Below are 22,046 nucleotides of genomic sequence, written 5' to 3'. Positions count from 1 at the left end.
ACGAAGCGGCCTGTTGCAAATCACAATACGTGAGCGTATGGATCGAGCATGGCAATGAAAAGACTCTCCTCCGACAGCTGGATCGAAGCCGGGCTCACGGCGCTCGAAACCAGAGGGCCTTCGGCGCTCGGCGCCGAAACGCTGGCCCGGGAACTGGGCGCCTCGAAAGGCTCCTTTTACTGGCATTTCAAGGGATTGCCGGATTTCCACGAACAGCTCGCCGCAGCCTGGAAGCGCCGCGCCGCGACCGCCCTGGTTACCGTGCTCGAACATGACGATCCGGTTTCTTTGCGGTTGCAGAAAATCGGCCAGGAGTCGGGCGGCGAAACCGCCATGCGGGCCTGGGCCTGCGAAAACCAGGCCGCCGCCGGCGAGCTGGCCGAGATCGACCAACTGCGTCTCAACGCGATGTCGGCGGTGCTCCGCGATGTCGGGGTGTCGAACCCCGATATCGCCCGCGCGCTTTACGGTGCCGGTCTGGGGCTTGCGTCTCTCCCTGGCGGTGCGTCCGATACCACCATGGCCACCCTGATCGACCTCGTGCTCGCCCTGCGATGAAGGCCTTGGCCGCCGCGCTTTGCCTGACTGCGCTACCGTGCGCGGCCCATGACAGCCACAGCCCGTTCGACGCCCCGGGCGTGATCTGGCGGCTGATCGAACTCGACGGGAAGCCGTTCCGATCCAAAGCCGTGCTCGAATTCCCCGAGGTCGGGACGATCACCGGCGAGTGTCCGTGCAACCGGTTCCGGGGCGAGATGTGGTCGGCCTATCCCTGGTTCGATCCCGGCCCGCTGGCCGCGACCCGCCGCGCCTGTCCTGACTTGGCAGACGAGACCCGATTCTTCGCAGCGCTGGAACGCATGACGCTGGCCGAAGCTGACCACGAGTTGCTCATTCTTACAGATGACGAAGGCGGCGCGATGGTCTTCACCCGCGCTGCATCCGGCGAGTGAAAAGATCGACAAAGCGCTGTCTTGCCTCAGGCAGGGGTTTGTGCACCAGTTCCTGCGCCAACTTGTGTCGCAGGAAATAACCCGTGGTTTCAAATCCTTGTGCGATTTCCTCGTCCGGGGCCTCCCCTTGGCCCAGCATCAGGGGCGGCAGTGGCAGCAGCTGGTCGGCCCAGTCCCCGGCGCCGGCGCGCGACACCGCCCGCCCCGATTTCGGCGAGACAAAGACCAGACCCTCGCGCGCGCCGGTGACCGCACAGCGGACAAGGTCCAGCCCGAAGCCCATCTCGTCCAGAAGCGCCAGTTCCCAGCGCAGATAGGCCAATGGCCAGAGTTCGTCCTGGCCCAGCAGATCCATCAGCGGCTCGGTCTTCCCGTAAAGCTTCGGATGTGCCTCGCGCTCGGGCAAGCAGAAGCTCAGAAGGCCCGTCACCGCGTTGAGCCCCGCCAGCGCCAGCCGCGAGCCCATCACGGCGGCCGCACGCGAGCGCATCGGCTCGACGGTAAAAGTGCCGATATGATCTTCAAGCCGTGCCCGCCAGGTGACATCAAGCTGCGCACCTGGCTGCAGGATCGGCGCGATCTTCCGACTGGTGCCGCCACGCACCACGCCGGCATGGCGGCCATGGGCCTCGGTGAACACCTCGATAATGGCCGAGGTTTCCCCGTGCCGCCGTACCGCCAGCAATATCCCCTGATCCCGCCACTCCATGCGGCAAACCTAAAGGGTTTCTGGAAAAAGCTGAATCACGGATTTTCGCAAACCGCTGCGCAATGTCCCTGCATTGCGCCGCGTTTCTCCCGGGTGCCGGCGCCGCAGCGGGGGCCTCGCCAGTTCACCACGCTTTCACCCCCCAAGCCGTCGAAGAAGCCGGGCGCCACATCCCGGACGGGAGCATCCTTGATGGACTGGTCGAGTTCGCACGGTACCACGTTCTCCGGACGGTTGGCGCGAAGCGCGGCGCAGAACGCCGCCGGCCCCGCAGCATCCATCGGGCAGATATCGACGTCTTCGCGCCAGCCCCGCCGAGCCAGCCCGGCCGCCCTGCCCGCGGATGCATTGGGCCAGGTAAGTCAGCTCGTCATTCTTGGTGTCATATGGGCCGACCAACGGGATCGTCATGTGGTTGCTCATGGCGTCCCTCCGTAGGTCTCCAGCCAGCGCCAGGCGCTGCGTGTGGCCGTGGCGACGGCCCGTTGCGAGCGCTCCGCGGCCCCCGGCTCTCCCAGGCGGTCAGCGATCCAGCCGGGATAGGTCAGCGCCCTGAGCAACAGGAACAGATCGAGCTCGTCCTGTCTTACCTGCCGCCGCACGGCATAACCCTCGCATAGCGCGCGGCGCAGCTCCGGGTAATCCGGTGCATCTTCGAAGCGCAACAGGAAGGTGGCGAGATCGAAATCGCGAAATCCCCAACCGCCGTCATCGAAATCGATCAGGAAAACCCGGTCGCCGTCACGCAGCATGTTTTCGCTCAACAGATCGGCATGGATCAGCCCGTAATCCGCTCCGGCCTCCAGCCGTGCCAGCACCGGCCCCGCCGCCGCCCGGACCCGCTCCAGCAACACTCGCTCCGCCGGTTTCAGATGCGGATGCTCCCAGAACCGGCCCCACAGCGGCGCCTCACCCAGAAGCCCGTCCCGGTCCCAGGCTGGCCGGGTGAACGCCGCGGGCCTTTCCCATGCGTCCGAGATGTCGTGCATCCGCGCCATCACGGCACCGAGTCGCCGGCAGAAGACGGCGCGGTCTCCAACCCCGGCCAGTTCACCTGCCCGCCCCAGCGGCGCCCCCGGCACCCAGCTCAGCACATCCACCTGGTGCTCCCCGACCGTGGCGAGATAGCCGCCTTCCGGCCGCGCCACCGGGTCCGGCACGTCGAGCCCGCCGGCAGCCAGCACATGCATCCAGTCCAGTTCCGAGGCCAGTTCGTCATCACTGCGATATCCGGGGCGGTGTAGCCGAAGCGCGAAATCCCCGGCGCCGGTCGCAACGCGGAACACCACGTTCTCCCGCCGTGCCGCCAGCCTCACCCGGGCACCGTCAAAGCCCCAAAGCCGGGCCGCCTCCTGAGCGATCTCAAGCAAGCGGCACCTCGCCCAAGGCTTCGTCCACCGCGTCCAGCATCCGGTCGGCATCGTCGCGGGAAAACACCATCGGCGGGCGGATCTTCAACACGTTGTAGTGAATGCCGAGGAAATTCATCAGCACGCCCTTGTGGCGCAGGGCATTGGCGACCTTCTTGGTAAATTCGGTCGCTGGGGTCTTCTCACTCCGGTCCAGCACAAGTTCCGCGCCAAGGAACAGCCCCGCGCCGCGCACATCCCCGATGCAGGCATGCCGCCCCGCCAGGTCGCGCAGCCCGTCGCGGGCATACTCGCCCACCGCGCGCGCATTTTCCTGCAACTCTTCCTCGCGGATCACGTCCAGCGTCGCCTGCGCTGCCGCCATGCTGACAGGGTTGCCGGCGAAGGTGTTGAAATAGCGGAAGGTATCGCGGAACGCCTCCATCACCCGGCGTTCGGTCACCACGCCTGCCACCGGGTGACCGTTCCCCATCGGCTTACCCAGCGTCACGATCTCAGGGACGACTCCGGCTTTCTCATGGCCCCAGAAATGCGTGCCGAGCCGGCCGAAACCGGGCTGCACCTCGTCGGCAATGACCAGCCCGCCGGCGCGCCGCACCGCCTCGACCGCGGGCAACACCCAGCCCTCCGGCAAATCCGGGAACCCTTCGTTGGCAAAAAACGGACAGATGATCAGCGCCGCCACGCCATGCCCCCTCTCCTCCAACCGCCGGATCGCGGCTTCGACATGCGCCGCCCAGGACGCGGCCGTGATCGGGCGATAACTGTCAGGTGCGGGAACGAACTCGACGCTGTCCCAGCGGTCGGGAGGCGGGTTGGTGCAAGACAGCTGGCTCACCGCATCGGTGTTGCCGTGATAGGTGTGATCGGTGGCGATGATACCGCGTTTGCCGGTCACCGCGCGGGCCATGCGCAGTGCGATGTCGTTCGCCTCGGACCCGGTGCACGTGAACGTCATCGCGTTCAGTGGCTCGGCGAAGGTCGCGGTCAGATCCTCGGCAAAGGCCACGATCCCCTCATGCAGATAGCGTGTATGGGTATTGAGCGTGCCAGCCTGACGGCAGATCGCCTCGACCACCTTTGGATGGCAGTGCCCGACATGCGGCACGTTGTTGTAGCAGTCGAGATACTCGCGACCCTCGGCATCCCAGAGCTTGGTGCCCGCGCCCCGCACCAGATGCACCGGTTCGTCGTAGAAAGTGGTCAGGCGCGGCCCGAGCAGGCGGTCGCGACGGTCGAGAAGAGGTTCGCTCACAGTTGTTTCCTGCCGTTCATGGGATAACTGAACCGTCTATCGCACGAACCGGCTGGCCATGGCCACAACCGGATTGCACCCTACCGGGCCGCCGGCAGTTTCAATCGGAAAGGAACGAGCGTCAGAAAGCTCCGCCGATAAGGTCGGCTGAGGCAGAAGCGCCTTTGGCCGCCGGGCCTTGAGCCTTCGCCCGCGCCTCGATGCGGACTGCGGGGCAGAACACTCTTTCACAACCGCCCGAGCAACACCGCCGTCGGCCAGCCGTCTACCGGCATCCCCAACTTTGCCTGCATCGACCGCACAGCGGCGCGGGTGCCGGCGCCGAGGATTCCGTCGATCTTGCCGACGTCGTAGCCCATCGCCTGCAACTTGCGCTGCAACTCCTTCATCTGCTCTCCCGACAGTCCCGGCTCGGGGTCGCCCGGCTCGAACACCGGGGCGCCCTCAAGACGGGTGGCGAAATACGCCGCGGTCAGCACGTAGACGAAACTCTGATTCCACTCGAAATAGACACGGAAATTCGGATAGGCGAGAAACGCCGGTCCGTTGCGCCCCTGCGGGATGATGACCGAAGCCGGCAGGTTCGCCGACAGCCGCCCCTTGCGCGGCTTGACCCCCAGCTTCGCCCAGTCGTCGGTCGGCAGCTGGGTCTCAAGCCCGGTCTTCGACCAGTCGAGCCCCTCGGGCACCGACACCTCCTGCAACCACGGCTCACCGGCGCGCCAACCCAGGCCTTGCAGCATCTTGGCCCCCGACATCAGCGCATCTGGCGCCGAGGTCTTCAGGCTGACATGCCCGTCACCATCGCCGTCAACCCCGTTCTCAAGGATGTCGCGCGGCAGCATCTGCACCATCCCGATCTCGCCCGCCCAGGCGCCGGTGGTGCGCGCCGGGTCGAAATCCCCGCGCTCGAAAAGCTCCAGTGCCGCGAAGATCTGCGGCCGGAACAGGTGCGGCCTCCGGCAATCATGCGACAAGGTCACCAGCGCATTGAGGGTATTGAAATTGCCCTGGAAGCCACCGTAATCGGTCTCGAACGCCCAGAAGGCCAGCAGCACGCCCCGCGATACGCCATAGCGCTGCTCGATGGTATCGAACACGCGGTCGAATTTCCGCGCCATCGACCGGCCGGTGTTCAGCCGTCCCGCGCTTATCAGCCGCCGGGCGAAGCTGGTGAAATCCATCTGGAACACGCCCTGTGCCCGATCGGCCTTGAGCACCTTGGCGTCCTGGCGCACCCCGGCAAAGAACCGGTCCACCGTCGCCGGCGCATGGCCCATCGCCACCGCCTCTGTCTTCAGATCCTGCACGAAGCCCTGGAAGCTGCCGCCGCAAGCCACCTCGGCCGCAGCCGCCTGTGCCCCGACACCGACCGCGATGGCAGAAAGAAATCGACGCATCTGTCCACTTGTCCTCGATTGCATTCCGGAAAGGTTAACAGCTTCCCGATTGCGTGCCAGTCAGAAAAGCACCGCCAGCACCGCGAACCCCAGAAGCCCGGCCCAAACCCGCCACAGCGCGGTGCAGGCCGCCTCGATCTCGCGCGGCCCCGGTGCACGGTCGCCGTTCGGATTGACCCAGGCAAAATCCCGCATCGCGCCGTCATAAGACCGCGGTCCGGCCAGGGCGACACCAAGCGCCCGCGCCATCGCCGCCTCGGGCCAGCCGGCATTCGGCGAGCGGTGGCGGCGGGCATCGGCAACGATCTCCCGCCACGCGCCCAATTGAGCATGTGAGGCCGCAATCAGCAGCGCCGTCAGTCGCGCAGGCACCAGATTCAACAGGTCATCGAGCCGCGCAGCGGCCCAGCCGAACGCCGCGTGCCGCTCGGTGCGATAGCCGATCATGCTATCGGCTGTGTTGGTGATCTTGTAGACCAGCAACCCCGGCAGCCCGGCGACGAGATACCAAAATACCGGCGCCAGCACCCCGTCACTGAAGTTTTCGGCCGCGCTTTCGATGGCGGCGCGCGCCACCGCCCCCGCGTCCATCGCGGCAGTATCTCTTCCGACGATCATCGCCACCGCCCGCCGCCCCTCGGTCAGCGACATCCGCAATCCCGTCGCCACCGCGCGGACGTGATCGACCAGTGATTTCTGCGCCAGCAGCACTGCCACCGCCAGCACCTCGGCCAGCCAGCCCAGCTCTGCGATCGCCCATCCCAACAGCACCGCCCCCAGCACCAGTGCCGCCACCAAGGCCACGCCCTTCAGCCGACGTGCCGGGCCGCGGTTGAACCGCCTGTCGCACCATCCCACCGCGCGCCCCATCAGCACCGCCGGATGCGGCACCCGGTCCCAGACCACCCGAGGCTCGCCGAAAACCCCGTCGAGGATCATGCCCAGCAGAAGGCTCATGGCGCGCCCCGACACGGTCGGGCGTCGACCCGCGATCCTGCGGTCGCCGTGATCACAACGCCGCCTCCAACCGCTCCCACTGATGCGGCGCCGGCAGACCCAGCCGCAGCCAAGTCTCCGAATAAGGGAAGACCCGGCTCCAGATATGCCGCTCGGCGAGACCCGCCTGGAACGCCAGCGCATCCTCGACGGCGTAAAGCCGGAACAGGTCGGTTCCTCCCAGCAACTGCCCGTGCCTGGCCATTAACCGGTCAAGCCGCACCGCATCCGCGGCCAGCCGCGCCCGCGTCGCCGCGGCCCAGGGGCGATCGGCCAGCGCACGCGCGCCGACCTCCAGCGCCGGGCCAGACACCGACCACGGCCCCAACAGATCCGCGAGCGCCGGGTTCTCGTAGCTGACGGTGACGGGTTTGCCCTTCCCAAACCAACGCTCCAGTTGGGACTGGCCGCGATCGTGGAGCGTCTTCGGGTGGCCTATAGCGAAGCCCAACCGCAGGCCGGCCAGTCCCCAGAATTTGCCCAAGCTCTTCAGAACCATCACCCCCGGCTCATCGGTGCGGGCGACAAAGCTCGCCTCCGGCATGACATCACAGAAACTTTCATCGACAATCGTCCAGGCGCGGTTGCCGACAACTTGGGGATCGGCCAACCTGCCATCCGGGTTGTTGGGATGAACGAAAACTTGCGCCCGCGCCTCGACCGAAGGCTTGTCCAACACGATCCACTCCGCCAGCTCGAAAGCAGCCGCGTGCTCGTTGTAGGTCGGCCCCGGGATATAGACCAAATCGAACGCCCGCATCCGCGGCATCGCGGAAATGATTGCGCTTGCTCCATTGGCAGCAACGACTTCCGCCCCCTCCGGCACATTCCAGAACGTCCGCGCCGCCTGCAACAACCGCTCCATCGCCCGGTTGTCAGGCAGCGCCGTCCACGCCTCGGGCGAAATCTCGCCGACCGGATAGGGCACCGGATTGATCCCGGTCGATAGGTCGATCCAGTCGGCCCGCTCGCCGCCCCAGCGCGCCACCGCGGCATCCAGCCCGCCGCCGTGATCGCGCGGCTGGCTCATGCCTCCGTATCCACGGGCGGCGGCACCTGGCGCGACACGAAATGGCCTTTCACCCCCTGTGGCCACTCGCGGAACGGCACTTGGCCGGTTTCGCTGGCAGCGTGTAACCCGGCATAGTCGACAATCGCCTGCGCCGACACCGCGTCAGGCGTGAATTTCCCAAGGGAATACCCAATCTTGCCTTCGGCCTGTACGACCACGTTGCAGGCTCGTTCGCAGCCCATAGTGCAGGAGACTCGGCGCGTTCTGACCTCGCCGCGGCCCTCGGCGGCCGCCTCGATCAGCGCCGCCAGCGCCTCGCCATCGGTCTGCGCGTCACGCGCCGCGTCCCAGCCTTCGCGCTTGCAGGTATCGCAGATCGTGATCCAGGTGTTCACCTTGCGCCTCCATTCCAGCATCCGGTGCCCCTTCAACCGGATTTCCTATGGCGAAACAAGCCATCCCGTTCACAGCGTTGCCAACAGTTAAACTTTTATTCATGTTTTGCTTCATTTCATATGTTAAGAAAACTCTAATGAAGAAAGGCGCTTGAACGCTGGCCGGGGGAACATGAAAGCGCTCATTGTCGAAAGCAAACGCGAACTCGGTCTGATCTGGAAAATGCATCTCGAGCGCCAGGAGATCGACACCGCCTTGGCCGTCGGCGAGTCCGACGCCGTCGCGCATCTTCAGGCGCAGGAAACCGACGTGCTGATCGTCGACATCGTGCTCGACGACGGCAGCGCGCTCGCCGTGGCCGATTTCGCCTCGTTCCGCCATCCTCGGGCCCAGGTGATCTTCGTGACCAACACCAGCTTCTTTTCCGACGGATCGATCTTCCGGCTCTGCCCAAACGCCTGTGCCTTCCTTCAGGCCGACACGCCACCCGAGGATATCGCCGCCATGGCCGAGCACTACGGCCGGCCGCGGGACTGAAGCGCACGCCGGATTAAGTAAATTTCCGGTGAATCCATACCTGATCGTATGCCATACGCTTCGCAGCCAGACTGCCAGCCAGCGCGCCATACACGCGAAAACCGGGCGTCCGCGGCGATTAACCTGCCGGGACGGCGGATTTACGATACTTTGGTTTCATTTCCGGCTTCAAACCCGCATCGCCGCCCGGCCATGGGCCATTTCAAAGTCCAGAACCGGGCCAACCGGCACGATCCGGTGCGGATTTATGGTCGCGTGGCTGTAATGATAGTGCCGCGTGATGTGGTCGAGGTGCACGGTCTCGCGCACGCCGGGCCATTGGTAAAGTTCGCGGGTATAGGCCCAGAGATTGGGGTAGTCGACGATCCTGCGCCGGTTGCACTTGAAGTGGCCGTGATAGACCGCATCGAACCGCACCAGCGTCGGGAACAGCCGCCAGTCGGCCTCGGTGACCCGGTCTCCCATCAGGTAGCGGTGCTCGGACAAACACCGTTCCAGCCAGTCGAGCGTCTCGAAAAGCGGCACCACCGCCGCCTCGTAGGCGGCCTGCGTCGTGGCAAACCCAGCCTTGTACACGCCATTGTTCAAGGTGTCGTAAATCCTTGAATTCACGTCCTCAATTTCGCTCCGAAGCGGTGCGGGCCAGAAGTCCAGATCGTTGCCGGTCAGGCCGTCGAAGGCCGAATTGAACATCCGGATAATTTCGGAACTCTCATTCGACACGATGGTTTCGCGCTCCCGGTCCCACAGCACTGGGACCGTCACCCGCCCGGACACCCGCGGATCAGCCCTGACGTAGATGTCGCGCAGGTACGCCAAGCCAAAGAGCTCATCGCCTGTCGCTCCGGGGAATTCGGTGTCGAAACTCCAGCCGTCCTCCAGCATGTCGGGATGGACAACCGACACGCCGACATGCGGCGCCAGCCCCTTGAGCGCGCGAAAGATCAGCGTGCGATGCGCCCAGGGACAGGCATAGGAGACATACATGTGATAGCGCCCGCTCTCGGCCGCGAATCCCCCCTCGCCCGACGGCCCCGGCGCCCCGTCGGGCGTGATCCAGTTGCGAAACCCGGCCGTCGTCCTCTTGAACGCACCGCCGCTTTTTTTGGTGTCATACCATCCGGTTGTCCATGTCCCGTCCACAAGCTGACCCATACCGCTGCTCCTTTTTCTTTGCTTTACAAAGACTAAGCACCACCGTTGTAGGACCCAATAGGCGCTCCGCGCGCAGGGGCCTTCGTATCAGCGCACATGTCGTAAAGCAGAGCCGCCGCGGCGGATTGGGAATTGCACCGACCGGCGCCCCCGCCTATACGAAAGACAGACGAAGCCCGTCCAAGGGCCGGAAAGGAGTGTCTGTCAGGATCGACCCATCCCGGGGATCAGGTCAGGCGTCGTCGACAGCGGGCCACCCTGGCCGCTTCGGGTTTCGGCATGTCGGGCCAATCTGAACGACGAGGGGACCAACATGCGCATGCTCACCATCCCGACCGCCACCTTCATGGCCAGCGCCGCCCAGGCCCATCCCGGCCACCTGGCCGAGGTCGCCGGCCATGGTCACTGGCTCGGTGCCGCCGCCCTCGGTGCCGCTATTGCCATCGGGCTGTGGAAGGCCGCGAAAGATCGCAAGGATGCCGCCGAAGGCGACGAGACCGAAGACACCGAAGCCGATCCTCAGGAGGCATGACCCCGATGTCGAAAATCGGTGTGATGATCTGCGGCCACGGCTCGCGCTCTCAAAAAGCCGTCGATGAATTCTCGGTGCTGGCCGAGAAACTGCCGGGCTACTTCCCCGACGACTGGGATTGCGAATTCGGCTATCTCGAATTCGCCAACCCGGTGATCCGCGCCGGCCTCGACAAGCTGCGAGAAAGAGGTTGTGACCGCATCCTCGCCGTCCCGGGCATGTTGTTTGCCGCGATGCACACCAAGAACGACATCCCCACCGTGCTCAACACCTATGCCGCGCAGCACGGCTTGCAGGTGTCCTATGGCCGTGAACTCGGGGTTGATCCCAAGATGATCGCCGCGGCCGGAGCCCGCATCCGGGAGGCGGTGGATCGCGCCAATGTCAAGCTCGGGGCCGTGCCGCTCGCGGAAACCTGCCTCGTCGTCATCGGTCGCGGCGCGTCCGATCCCGACGCCAACGGCAATGTCGCCAAGATCGCGCGCCTGCTGCAGGAAGGCATGGGTTTCGGCTGGCTTGAGGTCGGCTATTCGGGCGTCACCTTCCCGCTGGTCGAGCCATGCCTCCGCCACGCTGCCAAACTCGGCTACAGGCGCATCGTCGTCTTCCCCTATTTCCTGTTCTCCGGCATCCTGATCGATCGCATTTACGGGTTCACCGATCAGGTGGCGGCGCAGCATCCCGACATCCAGTTCGTCAAGGCAGGGTATCTTGGCGATCATCCCAAGGTGCTCGAAACCTTCGCCGAACGCGTGACCGAACAACTGGCGACGACCCCGCCACCCAATTGCGGCACCTGCGCCTATCGCACCCAGATCCTGGCGTTGGAATCGGGCGAAACCCGTGAAATCCCGCCCGGGGAGCGGGCCGGCCATCCGGCTTTCAGCGAGGTTCCGCCAACCAATTGTGTGATGTGCAAATACCGTACCCAGGTGCTGGGCTTCGAGGCTGAGGTCGGTAGCGTACAGGAAAGCCATCATCACCATGTCGAAGGCCAGGGGGCAAACGCCCCGGGCTCCAATGTCGCCGACTGCACACTCTGCGACACGTTCTGCACCGGCGAGTGTCGGCTCGATCTTGACCGGCACCATCATCACCACCATTCCCACGATCATGACCATTCCCACGACCACGAGCATCACCACCACCACCCAGTCTATCCCCACGCCAAACACCCGCATGGACCTGAGAGCGCCCGAAAACACCGTGCCTGATCCGCTCTTTACCTGACCCCAAATACCTCGGGGGTCCGGGGGCAGCGCCCCGGGTCCCGCAGGCACCACTCGCGAAAGATCAGACTTGCGCCCCTACGAGAAAAACCCCAGCGCCATCTACGCCGAAAGCTTCGCCACCGTCCGGCGCGAAGCGCGGCTGGATCGCTTCCCCCCGGGCCTGCAATCTGTTGCCATCCGCCTCATTCACTCCTGCGGCATGGTCGAGGTCGCCGACCGTCTGGCCTTTTCACCGCTGGCATATGACGCCGGCCACGCGGCGCTGCGTCGCGGCGCGCCGATCCTGTGCGATTGCGAAATGGTCGCAGCCGGCATTATCCGCCGTTATCTGCCAGCGAAGAACGAGGTAGTCTGCACCCTCAACCACCCCAAGACGCGGGGAATCGCCGCCGGCATCGGCAACACCCGCTCGGCCGCCGCGGTCGAGCTCTGGACCGACTGGCTCGAAGGCGCCGTCGTTGCCATCGGCAATGCACCGACGGCACTCTTCCACCTGCTGGAACTAATCGACGACGGCGCCGCGCCGCCCGCACTGATCCTCGGCTTCCCGGTCGGGTTCGTCGGCGCCGCCGAATCCAAAGCCGAGCTCGCCGCCAATCCGCGCGGCGCGGATTTCATCGCCCTGCGCGGCCGCCGCGGCGGCTCCGCCATGGCTTCGGCAGCCGTCAACGCGCTGGCCGCCGGATTGCCGGAGGATCGTTTGTGACCGCACCTTGGCTGCATATTGTCGGCATCGGCGAGGATGGGCTTGAGGGCCTGACCCCGGCCACCCGCGCCGTGGTCGAGGCGGCTGAAATCATCATCGGCGGCGACCGGCACCACACGCTGTCGGGCAACGCCACCGCCGAACGCCTCTCCTGGCCCTCGCCGTTCGATGCGCTGATCGACAACCTGGCCGGGCTCAAGGGCAAGCGCGTCGTCGTGCTCGCCACCGGCGATCCCTTGTGGTTCTCGGTCGGCGCCCGTATCGGCCGCGCCATCGACCCGGCCGAAATCACCTACCACCCCCAGCTTTCGGCGTTTCAACTGGCCGCGGCCCGAATGGGCTGGTCGATGGCCGATCTCGAAACCCTCACCGTGCATGGCCGCCCGGTCGAGCAGATGATCGCCTTCATCCAGCCGGATGCGCGGTTGCTGATCCTCACCACCGGCGAGGAAACGCCGGCGCAGATCGCCCGCTTCCTCGCCGAGCGCGGCTTCGGCCAATCGCGCATGACCGTACTGGCGAGTATGGGCGGCAAAAACGAACAACGCTTCGACGGGATCGCCGCAACCTGGGCCCACACCGTTCCCGCCTTCAACACGCTGGCGGTCGAATGCGTCGCCGCGCCGGATGCCGCGCTCTTGCCGCGCGTGCCCGGCCTGCCGGACGAGATGTTCCAATCCGACGGCACCATGACCAAGCAGGAGGTCCGCGCCGCCACGCTGGCCAAGCTGATGCCGATGCGCGGCGCGCTGTTGTGGGATATCGGGTCGGGATGCGGCTCGGTCGCCATAGAATGGATGCGCGGCGCCCGCCACACCCGCGCCATCGGCATCGAACCGCGGCCCGACCGCCGCGCGCTGGCCGCCGCCAACGCGCTGGCGCTGGGCACACCCCGGCTCGAGCTGATCGACGGCACCGTGCCACAGGCGCTCACCGGGCTGGAGCCGCCCGACGCGATCTTCATCGGCGGCGGGCTCAGCCACCAGACCTTGGACGCCGCCTGGGAGGCACTGCGTCCGCTGGGCCGTCTCGTCGCCAACGCCGTGACGCTGGAATCCGAGGCCATCCTTCTGGAATTGAACAAGAAATATGGAGGCCAGTTGGTCAAGCTCCAGATCTCCCGCGCCGCGCCGGTTGGTCCCCGCACTGGCTGGCGTCCGTTGATGCCGGTCACGCAGTGGAGCCTCGTGAAACGATGACAATGCCGGGAACTCTCTTTGGCGTCGGCCTTGGTCCCGGCGATCCTGAACTGATTACGCTGAAGGCAGCACGCCTGATCGCCGCCACCCCGATCATTGCCTATCCGGCGCTTCCCGGCACCGAAAGTATCGCCCGCAACATCGCCGCGACGCATATCTCCGCCAGCGCCCACGAGATCCGCCTCGACATCCCGATGACCCGCGACCGCGCCCCGGCGCAGGCGGCGTATGACCTCGGTGCGGCACGCATCGCCGAGGCGCTGGACTGCGGCCAGGATGTCGCCTTTCTCTGCGAAGGCGATCCATTCTTCTACGGCTCGTTCATGTATGTCCATGCCCGGTTGGCGCCGCACCATACGGTCGAGGTTGTTCCCGGTGTCGCCTCGGTCATGGCCGCGGCGGCGCGTGCCGGCCTGCCGCTGACCGCACGCAACGAGGTGTTCGCCGTGCTGCCCGCCCCGCTCGACGACAAAACCCTTCGTGGGCGTATGGAATCGGCTAACAGTTTCGCCATCGTGAAGCTCGGCCGCCACATGCCGCGTGTCCGCGCGCTGCTGAACGAACTCGGCCTCACCGGTCGCGCCCATTACATCGAACGCGCCACCCTGCCGGATGAGCGCGCCGTGCCGCTCTCAGACGCGCCGCAATCCGCCCCCTATTTCTCGATGATTCTCGTCACGAAAGGCGCCGACCCATGGCTGTGACCCCCGTGATCCTGTGCCTCAACCGCGCCGGCGAACCGTTGGCGCACCGCCTCGCCACCGCGCTCGGCGCGCCGGTGCATGGCCGCGAAGCCCGCGTTGACAAGGCCGACGCGTTCTTCCCCAATGCGCTCGATCACGCCCGCGATCTGTTTGCCGCCGGCACACCGATCATTGGCGTCTGCGCCTCGGGCATCCTGGTCCGCGCCGTTGCACCCCTGCTGTCCGACAAGACCACCGAACCGCCGGTTCTCTCGATCTCCGACGACGGCAAGGTCGTCGTGCCCCTGCTCGGCGGCCATCGCGGCGCCAACCGGCTGGCGCGGCGGATCGCCGGGGCCATCGGCGCCACCCCCGCCGTCACCACCGCCGGCGACATCGCGCTTGGCGTGGCGCTCGACGAACCGCCCGCAGGCTACCGCCTTGCCAACCCCGAGCATGCCAAGCCGGTGATGGCCGCGCTGCTGAACGGCGCCGGGTTCACGCTCAGCGGCCCCGACATCTTCGGCCTCGACGACACCGGCGGCGACATTGAGCTCTGCGTCAGTGAGACGTCCGTGCCGGGGAGCCGTCAGCGGCTCGTTTACCATCCGCAAGCGTATGCTCTGGGCCTAGGCTGCGCCCGAGGCGCCGACCCGGAAGAGATGTGGCAACTCGTGACGCAAACGCTGGAGAAGAACGACATCGCCCCGGGCGCGATCGCCTGCGTCGCCACCATCGACCTCAAGGCCGACGAACCCGCGATGATTCAGACCGCCCGCCGCCTGAACGTGCCGCTGCGGTTGTTCTCGGCGGAAGAACTCGAAGCGCAAACTCCGCGTCTGGCCAACCCGTCCGAAGTCGTCTTCGCCGAAGTCGGCACGCATGGCGTCTCGGAAGCGGCCGCGCTCGCCATCGGCGGCGACCTTGCCGTTCCCAAGCGCAAGACGGAAAACTGCACCTGCGCCCTCTCCCGCGCGGATGCACCCTTGACCCAACTTAACGGCCGTCCCCGCGGCCGCCTGTCGGTGGTGGGTATCGGCCCCGGCCAGGCCGCGTGGCGCACGCCCGAGGTGTCACGGCTCATCGCCGAGGCCGACGAGTTGGTCGGCTACGGGCTTTATATCGACCTGCTGGGCCCGCTCGCCGCCGGCAAACAACGCTCGGATTTCCCGCTGGGCGGCGAAGAGGCCCGCTGCCGCTATGCGCTCGAACGGGCCGGCGAAGGCCACAACGTCGCGCTGATCTGCTCTGGCGATGCCGGCATCTATGCCATGGGCGCGCTGGTTTTCGAGCTGCTCGACCGGACGCCGGAGGATCACGGCGTTTCTGATGCCGCCCGACGCGCCGAAATCGTCTGCTCGCCCGGCGTCTCAGCCCTGCAGGGCGCGGCCGCCCGCGCCGGGGCCCCCCTGGGACATGATTTCTGCACCATATCGCTCTCCGATCTGCTGACACCCCGGGCCGACATCCTGCGCCGCATCAAGGCCGCGGCCGAGGGCGATTTCGTGATCGCGTTCTACAATCCGGTCAGCAAGACCCGCCGCACCCTGCTGGCCGAAGCGCGCGAAATTCTGCTGCGCCACCGCCTCGCCGATACGCCGGTAATGCTGGCCACCAATCTCGGGCGTCCGGAAGAAACCATACGCTACCGTAGGCTTGATGAGCTGCAGGTTGACGAGGTCGACATGCTCACCGTCGTGCTGGTCGGGTCATCCAACACCCGGCTGGCGCAACTGGGCGAGGGCCCGCGCATGTTCACCCCGCGCGGCTATGCCCGCAAGATCGATGGCGATCTGGCAAAAGGACCCCCTCAATGACCGTCTATTTCATCGGCGCCGGTCCGGGCGACCCCGAGTTGCTAACGCTCAAGGCCCAACGCATCATTTCCGACTGCCCGGTCTGCCTCTATGCCGGCTCGCTGGTCCCGCCCGAGGTGGTGGCCTGCGCACCGCAGGGTGCGCGCGTGATGGACACCGCGGCGATGACGCTCGACGACACCCATGCCGAGATCCGCGCCGCCCATGACCGTGGCGAAGACGTGGCCCGCGTGCATTCCGGCGATCCCTCGCTTTATGGCGCGATCGCCGAGCAGATCCGGCGGCTCAAGGCCGACGGCATCGACTACCAGATCATCCCCGGCGTGCCCGCCTATGCCGCCGCCGCCGCCGCCATCGGGCAGGAACTCACCATCCCCGAGATCGCCCAGTCGATCGTGCTGACCCGCCTGTCGATGCAATCCACCTCGATGCCGCCGGGCGAAACCCTGGAAAACTTCGGCCGCAGCGGTGCCACGCTCGCCATCCACCTCGCCGTGCGCAACATGCGCGAGATCGAGCGCCAGCTGACCCCGCATTACGGCTCCGATTGCCCGGTGGTGGTGGCCTATCGCGTCGGCTGGCCGGATCAGCAGATCATCCGCGGCACGCTTTCTGACATCCGCGCCGCGGTCCGCGCTGCCAAGATCACCCGCACCGCGCTGATCCTGGTCGGACCGGCGCTGGCCGAATCGCATGACTTCACCGATTCGGCGCTCTATGACCCGGCGAAACCCCATGTGCTACGCCCAGTAGCAGGTGTCGACCTGGTAGAAGACCACAACACATAGGGTCGTCCGAGGGAATCGCCGCATATCATCAAAGCTTTTCTTGACTGTTCGCCTTTTCGGGCCAGACTTTTCCACAACACCACTGGGAACGGGCCGATGACCGATTTTCTGACCAAGGAGCTACGCGAAGGACTCGCTCAGGCGCGGAAACTGGCTGCGAAAAGAAACGCGCGGCTGCGTGTACAGGTGGGTGAGGAAACCTACCCGGTGCTCCGCATTTGGGACAACGGATTCTCGCTTGATGCCGAGGACGCGCCACATATGCGGGGGCTGGTCGACCTCTACGAGGGTGGTCGCCATAAGGCACAATGCCTAATCATTGCCTCGGAAGAGGACGGCGACGAGATGCGCTTTGAATACAAACGCGCGACCGAGGCGCATGACAGCGCGCCCGTGGATTTCGTCCGCGAAGACGGCGCGCCGGTTGCGTTGATCGAACGGCTTCACTGACGGCAGCGACCGCCCGCATCAAACACCGGCTATTGCAGATCGGCGAAAGCCTGCTGCATCCGCTCCACCGCCTTCTCGACCACGCTGCGTGGGGTCGCCAGGTTAAAACGCAGGAAGCTTTCGCCACCCGTTCCAAAGGTCGGTCCATGGTTAACCGCGATCCGCGCCCCTTGTTCGACCCGCCTGGTGAACTCTCCGCGCGCCATGCCAGTGCCGGCAAAATCGACCCAGGCAAGGTAGGTCGCCTCAAGCGCCATGGACTGCAGCCCCGGGATTGCGTTGATGCCATCGTCGAAAAGCCTGCGGTTACCGTCGAGATAGGCGCAGAGCGCGTCCACCCACTCCGCCCCTTCGGGACTGTAGGCCGCCTCGGCCATGAACAGACCGAACGAGTTGGGAGACAGTCCCAGCCCAGCCATCCGTGCCCCGAACTCCGCACGAAGCTTCTTGTCGGGGATGATTACGTTGCCGGAATGGCTGCCGGCGATGTTGAAGGTCTTGGTCGTGGCGCTCATCATCACCAGGCGGTCTTCGATACCGTCGATCATCGTCATCGGGATGTGGTTATGTCCCGGCATAACTAGATCGTGGTGGATCTCGTCCGAGACCAGCAGCAGATCATGCCTGCGAGCGAACTCAGCGACCTGCTCCAATTCGGTTTTCGACCATACCCGCCCCCCCGGATTGTGCGGACTACACAGGATCACCATTTTTTCCGTACCATCCAGTATGGAATCGTATGCTTCGAAATCCATCTCATAGCGCCCGTCGCGGATCACCATCGGGCATTCCACCACTCGCCGGCCGTTGGCTTTGATAACCTTGGCGAAGGCATGATAAACCGGCGTGAACAACACCACGCCATCGCCCGGATCGGTCCAGGTATCGACGCACATCGCCGTGCCGTTGACGAGGCCGTGAGTGGTGAAAATCCACTCCGGGTCGATGGCCCAGCCATGGCGGGTCTTCATCCACCACTGGATCGCCGCGCGATAGGCCGCATCATCGCCATAGTAACCATAGATGCCGTGATCCAGCATGCCCTGCAACGCATTCTGGATGCATTGCGGCGGGCGAAAATCCATGTCCGCCACCCACATCGCGATGCCGTCATCCGCCGACACCCCGTAGAGCTTCTCCATCATGTCCCATTTCACCGAATGGGTGCCGTGCCGATCAATGATCTCGTCAAAACTCATGGGGGGGCCTCCTTGACACATCGGGCAGCACGCTACCCGATCCCTCCCGACGCGCAACCCCATGTTGCGATTGGCCCCGGCATCGCCTAAATCAGCCACATGAAACGGCCTATCCTCATCCACCCCGATCCGCGGCTCAAGAAGGTCTGCGATCCGGTCACCGACCTCAGCGACGAGCTGCGCGCGCTAGCTGACGACATGCTCGAGACGATGTATGACGCTCCCGGCATCGGCTTGGCGGCGCCACAGGTTGGCATTACCCAGCGCCTGATCGTGCTCGATTGTGTCAAAGAGGAGAACGCGCCCCCCCGCCCGCTGATTATGTTCAACCCCGAGGTCGTGGCCTCGTCGGACGAAAAGAACACCTATGAGGAAGGCTGCCTGTCGATCCCCGATCAATATGCCGAGATCACCCGGCCGGCCAAAGTGACCGTCACATGGATCGACCGCGAAGGCAGCGAACAGCGCGAGGATTTCGGCGGCCTCTGGGCCACCTGCGTCCAGCACGAGATAGACCATCTGAACGGCAAGCTGTTCATCGACTATCTCAGCGCCATGAAACGCCAGATGATCACTCGCAAGATGCAGAAGCTGAAGCGCGAAAAGGCGCGCGCTTAAAGGCGGCGGGCATGAGCATACTGCCGATCCTGACATGGCCTGACCCACGGCTTTCACAGCAATGCGAGCATGTCGGCCACGCCGACCTGCGCCCGCTGATATCCGATATGTTCGATACCTTGTATGCCGCCAAGGGCCGCGGCCTTGCGGCACCGCAGATCGGCGTCATGAAACGGCTCTTCGTGATGGACGTGACCTGGAAGGAAGGCGAACACAACCCTCTCGTGATGATCGACCCGGTGGTCATGGCGTGCGAACGCGTGCCGGTCACCATGGAGGAGATGTGCCTGTCAGTCCCCGGCGTTACGGTGCCGGTCGAACGCCACAAGGCGGTGACGATACAATGGACGGACGAGACCGGTGACATTCACATGGGCGATTTCGACGGGGCCGAGGCGCGTGTTATCCAGCACGAATTCGACCACCTGAACGGTATGGTCCACTTCGACCGCATCGACCCTGCGCTGCGCACCAAGCTGGAAGATCCCTATCTGGAGGCGCGGGGATGACCGTCCGCCGCTGCATCCCCTGGCCCGACAAACGCCTGCGAACCCCGGCCGATCCGGTTTCCGAGATCAACGACGTGATCCGCGCCACCTGGGACGACATGATCGACACGATGGAGGCGATGCCTGGCGTCGGGCTTGCCGCACCACAGATCGGCGTCTTGCTGCGCCTCGCCGTGGTCGATGCCAGCGAGGAGCGCGGCAAGGCAATCCGCATGGCCAACCCCGAGATCATCGACGCATCGGTGATTCTGCGCGAACATGACGAAGCCAGCCCCAACCTGCCCGGCGTCTCGGCGAAAATCAAACGTCCCCGCGGCGTGACCGTGCGGTTTCTGAACGAACACGGCCAAGTTGACCGCCGCGAACTTGTCGGTCTCTGGGCCACCTCCGTCCAGCACCAGATCGACCATCTTAATGGCCGGATGTATTTCGACCACCTCTCCAAACTGAAGCGCGATATGCTGATCAAGCGTGCCCGCAAGGTGAAATGACCTGCTCCTTAATCTGGCCTGAAACACTCCGGGAGCGTAGAGGCAGGTCCCCACTCCCACTTTTGCTTCCTGACCAAGGATACTGAGCGATGCGCATCATTTTCATGGGAAGCCCCGACTTCTCCGTCCCCGTCCTCGACGCGCTGGTCGACGCCGGACACGAAATCGTCGCCGTCTATTGCCAACCCCCACGCCCCGCCGGCCGCGGTAAAAAGGACCGCCCTACGCCGGTCCACGCCAGAGCCGACGAACTCGGACTACCGGTCCGCCATCCGGTGACACTCAAATCGTCCAACGAACAGTCTGCCTTCGCCGCGCTGAATGCCGACGTCGCCGTGGTCGTCGCCTATGGTCTCCTCCTGCCCAAACCGATCCTCGACGCCCCGAAACACGGCTGCCTCAATATCCATGCCTCACTGCTGCCGCGTTGGCGCGGCGCGGCGCCGATCCATCGCGCCATCATGGAAGGCGACGCTGAAACCGGCATCTGCATCATGCAGATGGAGCAAGGACTCGACACCGGCCCGGTGCTGCTGCGCCGCGCCACCCCCATTGGCCCCGAGGAAACCACGGCCCAACTGCACGACCGTCTGTTGCAGATCGGGGCCGAGCTCATCACCGAGGCTCTTGACAAACTCGGCAGCCTCACCCCCGAGCCGCAGTCGGAAGACGGCGTGTCCTATGCCGCCAAGATCGACAAATCCGAGGCCCGCATCGACTGGATCAGACCGGCCGAAGAGATCGACCGCCAGATCCGCGGCCTGTCCCCCTTCCCCGGCGCCTGGTGCAACCACGAGGGCGCGCGGCTGAAACTCCTGAGATCGCGCCTGACAACCGGCACCGGCCAGCCCGGGGAAATCCTCGACGAGGCGTTGACCATCGCCTGCGGCGTCGGCGCCATTCAGATCACGCGCTTGCAAAAAGCCGGTTCACGCGCGCAGGATGCAGAGGAGTTCCTGCGCGGCATGCCGATCCCGCGCGGCGCACGGTTGAACTGAGGATACCACCATGTTTCCCACCCTGATGGGTACCGTCATCATTGCCGGCATCATCGGCTACGCGTCCGAGAAGTCGGGCTTCACCCGCAACGGCTATGTTCAGTCGATCATCATCTGCGTCGGCGGGGCGTTTCTGTTCTATTTCGTCCGGTTGATGTTCGGCTTCGGTTTTTCCAGCCCGGGGCTCAACGCTATCGTCTCTTCCATCGGCGCGTTGATCATCGTGCCGACCCATTACCGTAAACGCTGAAGACAGGAGACGCGCATGCAAATCGTCTGGCTCATCATCATCGGCGCGGCCGCAGGGTTCATCGCGACGCGGATGATGAAGATGGAAACCAATATCGTCACCACCATTGCCATCGGCATCGGTGGCGCGCTTATCGGCGGGCTGGTCCTGCGGGCGCTGCTCACGGTTCTGGGGGCCGCTGCCGGATTCATCGGTGCCATCCTCGGGGCGCTGGTGCTGATCTGGCTTTGGCAGACCTACATCGACAAAGGTCGGGACTGAGCCGACCTGTTTTCTGGGTGATTCCTTGCCTTCCGGGTTTTTGCACCTGCGGCAAGCCGTTGGATTCTCTGGAAACTCACCGCTTTGCGTTCAGAAGATTCGGGCGCAGACTTCCCTTGTCGGTTGAAACGCGCGCGCCGACGACAACGCATTGCGCGGAAATCGGAAGCTAGCGGTTTCTGTGGCATATGCGAACCGTGCATTCGTTTCACGGCGTTTCGCCTCCACCGTGTCCCCGGTTTGCAGGCGAAACGCGTTTGGGAGGACATATGACCATCTTCGTCTCGGCCGTCATCGGCCTCATAGCCGGTTGTTTCGTCAACTACGCGATCACCCTCAGAACCGGAAAGGCGCGCAACTTCGTTGTCTGTATCGTGGGCGCGTTTCTCGGCGGCGCGCTGATCCCGTCGCTGATATCGATCTCCGGTTTCTGGAGCGCGCTGATCGGTTCGGTCCTGGGGGTTCTGGTGCTGCTGTGGATCACTTTCAGGCTCGTGGTCAACCCGATCCACACCAGTTCCTGAACCGCC

27 protein-coding genes are annotated in these 22,046 nt (G+C 64.9%); 18 read left to right on the top strand and 9 right to left on the bottom strand.

Annotated elements, in window-relative coordinates:
• Positions 1-48: 48 nt before the first annotated feature.
• On the top strand, positions 49-558 hold the full coding sequence (locus NO357_RS12695) for a TetR/AcrR family transcriptional regulator (protein ID WP_306736042.1): 510 nt from the start codon (positions 49-51) through the stop codon (positions 556-558).
• Entirely contained in the window at positions 555-953 is a 399-nt protein-coding gene (locus tag NO357_RS12690) for an META domain-containing protein (protein WP_306736041.1), read from the top strand. The genes NO357_RS12695 and NO357_RS12690 overlap by 4 nt, the downstream gene beginning before the upstream one ends.
• Here the strand turns inward: NO357_RS12690 and recO are convergent.
• The 7 genes from recO to NO357_RS12655 all read right to left on the bottom strand — a co-directional run bounded on the left by recO (position 928) and on the right by NO357_RS12655 (position 8,111).
• The gene (gene recO, locus NO357_RS12685) at positions 928-1,662 is read right to left on the bottom strand and encodes a DNA repair protein RecO (RefSeq protein WP_306736040.1); all 735 of its coding nucleotides are present in this window, start codon (positions 1,660-1,662) and stop codon (positions 928-930) included. The two genes, NO357_RS12690 and recO, sit on opposite strands and share 26 nt — an antisense overlap.
• A gap of 419 nt (positions 1,663-2,081) precedes the next feature.
• Positions 2,082-3,032: a phosphotransferase enzyme family protein gene (locus NO357_RS12680; RefSeq protein ID WP_306736039.1), complete on the bottom strand. Its 951-nt coding sequence runs from the start codon at positions 3,030-3,032 to the stop codon at positions 2,082-2,084.
• A complete protein-coding gene (locus tag NO357_RS12675) occupies positions 3,025-4,287 on the bottom strand; it encodes an aspartate aminotransferase family protein (RefSeq protein ID WP_306736038.1) in 1,263 nt (420 codons plus the stop codon). Before NO357_RS12675 ends, NO357_RS12680 begins: the two co-directional genes overlap by 8 nt.
• Positions 4,288-4,514: 227 nt before the next feature.
• Positions 4,515-5,687 carry a lytic murein transglycosylase gene (locus tag NO357_RS12670; RefSeq protein WP_306736037.1) on the bottom strand — a complete coding sequence of 391 codons (1,173 nt, stop codon included), beginning with the start codon at positions 5,685-5,687 and terminating at the stop codon, positions 4,515-4,517.
• A 60-nt stretch (positions 5,688-5,747) separates the two neighbouring features.
• On the bottom strand, positions 5,748-6,644 hold the full coding sequence (gene cbiB / locus NO357_RS12665; protein ID WP_306736036.1) for an adenosylcobinamide-phosphate synthase CbiB: 897 nt from the start codon (positions 6,642-6,644) through the stop codon (positions 5,748-5,750).
• A gap of 52 nt (positions 6,645-6,696) precedes the next feature.
• Positions 6,697-7,713 carry a threonine-phosphate decarboxylase gene (locus tag NO357_RS12660; RefSeq protein ID WP_306736035.1) on the bottom strand — a complete coding sequence of 339 codons (1,017 nt, stop codon included), beginning with the start codon at positions 7,711-7,713 and terminating at the stop codon, positions 6,697-6,699.
• The gene (locus NO357_RS12655) at positions 7,710-8,111 is read right to left on the bottom strand and encodes a DUF1636 family protein (RefSeq protein WP_306736034.1); all 402 of its coding nucleotides are present in this window, start codon (positions 8,109-8,111) and stop codon (positions 7,710-7,712) included. The genes NO357_RS12660 and NO357_RS12655 overlap by 4 nt, the downstream gene beginning before the upstream one ends.
• A 151-nt stretch (positions 8,112-8,262) precedes the next feature.
• Here NO357_RS12655 and NO357_RS12650 point away from each other — a divergent pair, with 151 nt between their 5' ends.
• Entirely contained in the window at positions 8,263-8,628 is a 366-nt protein-coding gene (locus NO357_RS12650; RefSeq protein ID WP_306736033.1) for a response regulator, read from the top strand.
• Between the two features lie 168 nt (positions 8,629-8,796).
• Here NO357_RS12650 and NO357_RS12645 read toward each other — a convergent pair whose 3' ends face one another.
• The gene (locus tag NO357_RS12645) at positions 8,797-9,783 is read right to left on the bottom strand and encodes a glutathione S-transferase family protein (RefSeq protein ID WP_306736032.1); all 987 of its coding nucleotides are present in this window, start codon (positions 9,781-9,783) and stop codon (positions 8,797-8,799) included.
• A 313-nt stretch (positions 9,784-10,096) separates the two neighbouring features.
• Between NO357_RS12645 and NO357_RS12640 the strand changes: the two genes are divergently transcribed.
• From NO357_RS12640 to NO357_RS12605, 8 genes are all read left to right on the top strand, one after another.
• The gene (locus tag NO357_RS12640; RefSeq protein WP_306736031.1) at positions 10,097-10,315 is read left to right on the top strand and encodes a DUF6732 family protein; all 219 of its coding nucleotides are present in this window, start codon (positions 10,097-10,099) and stop codon (positions 10,313-10,315) included.
• 5 nt (positions 10,316-10,320) lie between these two features.
• Positions 10,321-11,529 (top strand): sirohydrochlorin chelatase, encoded by a 1,209-nt coding sequence (locus tag NO357_RS12635; protein WP_306736030.1) that lies wholly within the window; start codon positions 10,321-10,323, stop codon positions 11,527-11,529.
• 85 nt (positions 11,530-11,614) lie between these two features.
• Positions 11,615-12,253 carry a precorrin-8X methylmutase gene (locus NO357_RS12630; RefSeq protein ID WP_306736029.1) on the top strand — a complete coding sequence of 213 codons (639 nt, stop codon included), beginning with the start codon at positions 11,615-11,617 and terminating at the stop codon, positions 12,251-12,253.
• Positions 12,250-13,452, top strand: a complete 1,203-nt coding sequence (gene cbiE, locus NO357_RS12625; RefSeq protein WP_306736028.1) for a precorrin-6y C5,15-methyltransferase (decarboxylating) subunit CbiE — start codon at positions 12,250-12,252, stop codon at positions 13,450-13,452. The genes NO357_RS12630 and cbiE overlap by 4 nt, the downstream gene beginning before the upstream one ends.
• 2 nt (positions 13,453-13,454) lie before the next feature.
• Entirely contained in the window at positions 13,455-14,156 is a 702-nt protein-coding gene (gene cobI / locus NO357_RS12620; RefSeq protein ID WP_306736027.1) for a precorrin-2 C(20)-methyltransferase, read from the top strand.
• Entirely contained in the window at positions 14,147-15,952 is a 1,806-nt protein-coding gene (cobJ, locus tag NO357_RS12615) for a precorrin-3B C(17)-methyltransferase (RefSeq protein ID WP_306736026.1), read from the top strand. The genes cobI and cobJ overlap by 10 nt, the downstream gene beginning before the upstream one ends.
• Complete coding sequence (gene cobM, locus NO357_RS12610) at positions 15,949-16,740, top strand: precorrin-4 C(11)-methyltransferase (protein ID WP_306736025.1); 792 nt, start codon at positions 15,949-15,951, stop codon at positions 16,738-16,740. The genes cobJ and cobM overlap by 4 nt, the downstream gene beginning before the upstream one ends.
• A 96-nt stretch (positions 16,741-16,836) precedes the next feature.
• Positions 16,837-17,190, top strand: a complete 354-nt coding sequence (locus NO357_RS12605) for a hypothetical protein (RefSeq protein ID WP_306736024.1) — start codon at positions 16,837-16,839, stop codon at positions 17,188-17,190.
• A 29-nt stretch (positions 17,191-17,219) separates the two neighbouring features.
• On the opposite strand, the gene NO357_RS12600 is transcribed toward NO357_RS12605, so the two are convergent.
• Positions 17,220-18,389, bottom strand: coding sequence for a MalY/PatB family protein (locus NO357_RS12600; protein ID WP_306736023.1), 1,170 nt, complete (start codon positions 18,387-18,389; stop codon positions 17,220-17,222).
• 99 nt (positions 18,390-18,488) lie between these two features.
• Here NO357_RS12600 and def (NO357_RS12595) point away from each other — a divergent pair, with 99 nt between their 5' ends.
• From def (NO357_RS12595) to NO357_RS12565, 7 genes are all read left to right on the top strand, one after another.
• The gene (gene def / locus NO357_RS12595; protein ID WP_306736022.1) at positions 18,489-19,007 is read left to right on the top strand and encodes a peptide deformylase; all 519 of its coding nucleotides are present in this window, start codon (positions 18,489-18,491) and stop codon (positions 19,005-19,007) included.
• A gap of 11 nt (positions 19,008-19,018) precedes the next feature.
• Entirely contained in the window at positions 19,019-19,516 is a 498-nt protein-coding gene (gene def, locus NO357_RS12590; RefSeq protein WP_306736021.1) for a peptide deformylase, read from the top strand.
• Positions 19,513-20,007: a peptide deformylase gene (gene def / locus NO357_RS12585; protein ID WP_306736020.1), complete on the top strand. Its 495-nt coding sequence runs from the start codon at positions 19,513-19,515 to the stop codon at positions 20,005-20,007. The genes def (NO357_RS12590) and def (NO357_RS12585) overlap by 4 nt, the downstream gene beginning before the upstream one ends.
• Before the next feature lie 89 nt (positions 20,008-20,096).
• Complete coding sequence (gene fmt, locus NO357_RS12580; protein ID WP_306736019.1) at positions 20,097-21,005, top strand: methionyl-tRNA formyltransferase; 909 nt, start codon at positions 20,097-20,099, stop codon at positions 21,003-21,005.
• Positions 21,006-21,015: 10 nt separating this feature from the next.
• Positions 21,016-21,255 (top strand): hypothetical protein, encoded by a 240-nt coding sequence (locus NO357_RS12575; protein WP_306736018.1) that lies wholly within the window; start codon positions 21,016-21,018, stop codon positions 21,253-21,255.
• Positions 21,256-21,270: 15 nt separating this feature from the next.
• Positions 21,271-21,516, top strand: coding sequence for a GlsB/YeaQ/YmgE family stress response membrane protein (locus NO357_RS12570; RefSeq protein ID WP_306736017.1), 246 nt, complete (start codon positions 21,271-21,273; stop codon positions 21,514-21,516).
• A 269-nt stretch (positions 21,517-21,785) separates the two neighbouring features.
• Positions 21,786-22,040, top strand: coding sequence for a hypothetical protein (locus NO357_RS12565; RefSeq protein WP_306736016.1), 255 nt, complete (start codon positions 21,786-21,788; stop codon positions 22,038-22,040).
• The last annotated feature ends 6 nt before the right edge of the window (positions 22,041-22,046 follow it).

Origin of the sequence: Marimonas arenosa, from assembly GCF_030848945.1 — a bacterium.
Lineage (GTDB): Bacteria > Pseudomonadota > Alphaproteobacteria > Rhodobacterales > Rhodobacteraceae > Marimonas > Marimonas arenosa.
Note: the sequence above shows the minus strand (reverse complement) of the source record. Positions and strands in the feature narration are given on the sequence as shown.

Bases quoted from the DNA above. Each gene is read 5' to 3' on its own strand.
- recO (WP_306736040.1), bottom strand. From the start codon at position 1,662: ATGGAGTGGCGGGATCAGGGGATATTGCTGGCGGTACGGCGGCACGGG.
- NO357_RS12640 (WP_306736031.1), top strand. From the start codon at position 10,097: ATGCGCATGCTCACCATCCCGACCGCCACCTTCATGGCCAGCGCCGCC.
- NO357_RS12600 (WP_306736023.1), bottom strand. From the start codon at position 18,389: ATGAGTTTTGACGAGATCATTGATCGGCACGGCACCCATTCGGTGAAA.
- cobJ (WP_306736026.1), top strand. From the start codon at position 14,147: ATGGCTGTGACCCCCGTGATCCTGTGCCTCAACCGCGCCGGCGAACCG.
- cobI (WP_306736027.1), top strand. From the start codon at position 13,455: ATGCCGGGAACTCTCTTTGGCGTCGGCCTTGGTCCCGGCGATCCTGAA.
- NO357_RS12565 (WP_306736016.1), top strand. From the start codon at position 21,786: ATGACCATCTTCGTCTCGGCCGTCATCGGCCTCATAGCCGGTTGTTTC.
- NO357_RS12605 (WP_306736024.1), top strand. From the start codon at position 16,837: ATGACCGATTTTCTGACCAAGGAGCTACGCGAAGGACTCGCTCAGGCG.
- NO357_RS12695 (WP_306736042.1), top strand. From the start codon at position 49: ATGGCAATGAAAAGACTCTCCTCCGACAGCTGGATCGAAGCCGGGCTC.
- def (WP_306736020.1), top strand. From the start codon at position 19,513: ATGACCGTCCGCCGCTGCATCCCCTGGCCCGACAAACGCCTGCGAACC.
- fmt (WP_306736019.1), top strand. From the start codon at position 20,097: ATGCGCATCATTTTCATGGGAAGCCCCGACTTCTCCGTCCCCGTCCTC.
- NO357_RS12635 (WP_306736030.1), top strand. From the start codon at position 10,321: ATGTCGAAAATCGGTGTGATGATCTGCGGCCACGGCTCGCGCTCTCAA.
- NO357_RS12650 (WP_306736033.1), top strand. From the start codon at position 8,263: ATGAAAGCGCTCATTGTCGAAAGCAAACGCGAACTCGGTCTGATCTGG.
- NO357_RS12670 (WP_306736037.1), bottom strand. From the start codon at position 5,687: ATGCGTCGATTTCTTTCTGCCATCGCGGTCGGTGTCGGGGCACAGGCG.
- def (WP_306736021.1), top strand. From the start codon at position 19,019: ATGAGCATACTGCCGATCCTGACATGGCCTGACCCACGGCTTTCACAG.
- def (WP_306736022.1), top strand. From the start codon at position 18,489: ATGAAACGGCCTATCCTCATCCACCCCGATCCGCGGCTCAAGAAGGTC.
- NO357_RS12655 (WP_306736034.1), bottom strand. From the start codon at position 8,111: ATGCTGGAATGGAGGCGCAAGGTGAACACCTGGATCACGATCTGCGAT.
- NO357_RS12660 (WP_306736035.1), bottom strand. From the start codon at position 7,713: ATGAGCCAGCCGCGCGATCACGGCGGCGGGCTGGATGCCGCGGTGGCG.
- NO357_RS12575 (WP_306736018.1), top strand. From the start codon at position 21,016: ATGTTTCCCACCCTGATGGGTACCGTCATCATTGCCGGCATCATCGGC.
- cbiB (WP_306736036.1), bottom strand. From the start codon at position 6,644: ATGAGCCTTCTGCTGGGCATGATCCTCGACGGGGTTTTCGGCGAGCCT.
- NO357_RS12645 (WP_306736032.1), bottom strand. From the start codon at position 9,783: ATGGGTCAGCTTGTGGACGGGACATGGACAACCGGATGGTATGACACC.
- cobM (WP_306736025.1), top strand. From the start codon at position 15,949: ATGACCGTCTATTTCATCGGCGCCGGTCCGGGCGACCCCGAGTTGCTA.
- NO357_RS12690 (WP_306736041.1), top strand. From the start codon at position 555: ATGAAGGCCTTGGCCGCCGCGCTTTGCCTGACTGCGCTACCGTGCGCG.
- NO357_RS12570 (WP_306736017.1), top strand. From the start codon at position 21,271: ATGCAAATCGTCTGGCTCATCATCATCGGCGCGGCCGCAGGGTTCATC.